This window comes from Flavobacterium sp., from assembly GCF_004211145.1.
GTDB lineage: Bacteria > Bacteroidota > Bacteroidia > Flavobacteriales > Flavobacteriaceae > Flavobacterium.
Genome location: NZ_SEBS01000081.1, coordinates 1 through 1,544 on the forward strand (window position 1 = coordinate 1; position 1,544 = coordinate 1,544).

2 protein-coding genes are annotated in these 1,544 nt (G+C 51.4%); both read right to left on the reverse strand.

Features of this window, described 5'->3' with window-relative positions:
* A partial coding sequence (gene scpA / locus EOO50_RS17605; protein WP_290841595.1) for a methylmalonyl-CoA mutase occupies positions 1 to 1,373 on the reverse strand: 1,373 nt, incomplete at its 3' end.
* Positions 1,373 to 1,531: a hypothetical protein gene (locus EOO50_RS17735; protein WP_363331790.1), complete on the reverse strand. Its 159-nt coding sequence runs from the start codon at positions 1,529 to 1,531 to the stop codon at positions 1,373 to 1,375. The genes EOO50_RS17735 and scpA, both read right to left, overlap by 1 nt.
* Between the last annotated feature and the right edge of the window lie 13 nt (positions 1,532 to 1,544).

The window sequence follows — 1,544 nt, forward strand, 5'->3', positions numbered from 1 at the left end:
TATTTATTCACACCGACAATAATATCCTGGCCACTGTCGATGCGCGCCTGCTTTCTCGCTGCGGCTTCTTCAATCCGAAGTTTCGGGATTCCGGCTTCGATGGCCTTTGTCATTCCGCCAAGCGACTCTACTTCTTCGATCAGTTTCCAGGCGCTTTGTGCGATTTCGTTGGTCAGGCTTTCGACATAATAGCTTCCTGCCCAAGGATCGACAGTCTTGGTTATCTTCGTTTCTTCCTGTAGATACAACTGCGTATTTCGTGCGATCCGTGCCGAAAAATCCGTCGGGAGCGCAATGGCTTCATCAAGTGCGTTAGTATGTAAGGATTGCGTTCCGCCGAAGGCTGCGGCTGCTGCTTCGATTGTCGTACGTGCGACATTGTTGAACGGATCCTGTTCGGTTAAACTCCAGCCCGAAGTCTGGCAATGTGTCCGTAATGCGAGAGATTTTTCGTCTTTCGGCTCGAACTGCTTTAGAAGCTTCGCCCAAATCATACGTCCGGCGCGCATCTTCGCGATTTCCATAAAATGGTTCATCCCGATCGCCCAGAAAAACGACAGGCGCGGAGCGAACTCGTCGATTTTCATTCCTGCTGCAAGACCTGTCCGGATGTATTCCAGTCCGTCGGCCAGCGTGTAAGCGAGCTCAATGTCCGCGGTTGCGCCGGCTTCCTGCATGTGATAGCCTGAAATCGATATTGAGTTGAACTTCGGCATATTCCGGCTGGTGAAAGCGAAAATGTCTGCAATGATCTTCATCGACGGCGCAGGCGGATATATATAGGTGTTGCGCACCATAAATTCCTTCAAAATGTCGTTTTGAATCGTCCCCGAAAGTTGTTCCGGCTTAACGCCCTGTTCTTCGGCGGCGACGATATAGAACGCCATAATGGGCAAGACCGCGCCGTTCATTGTCATCGAAACCGACATTTCGTCGAGCGGAATCTGGTCGAACAGCACTTTCATGTCTTCAACCGAATCGATCGCAACGCCTGCCTTTCCGACATCGCCAACCACGCGCTCGTGATCGGAATCGTAGCCGCGGTGCGTCGCCAGATCGAATGCAACCGATAATCCTTTTTGCCCTGCGGCTAAATTCCGTCTGTAAAAAGCGTTGCTTTCCTCCGCGGTTGAAAATCCAGCGTATTGGCGGATCGTCCACGGTCGGCGGACGTACATCGTGGCGTACGGGCCGCGAAGGTTAGGAGTGAAGCCGGCGGCAAAGTCGAGATGCTCGAGGTTTTCGAGATCTTTTTCTGAATAATGCGACTTGAGCTCGATGCCTTCCGCGGTCATGAAACCATCGGCCTGAGCAGCGACAGGAGAAACATCCGGTTTATTCAGCGTGATATGTTGGAAATCTTTTCTGCTCATTATTTTTTTGGTTGGGCCGGTTTCACTTCAATCGGCATGGTCACGGTTACATTGACTTTTTTACCGTTATAAACACCTGGAATCCACCGCGGGTTCGATTTGATACAACGACTGGCTTCAGCGCCCAGTTCATTTCCGGCATCGCGAACGACTTTCACATCAGTCAGCGAC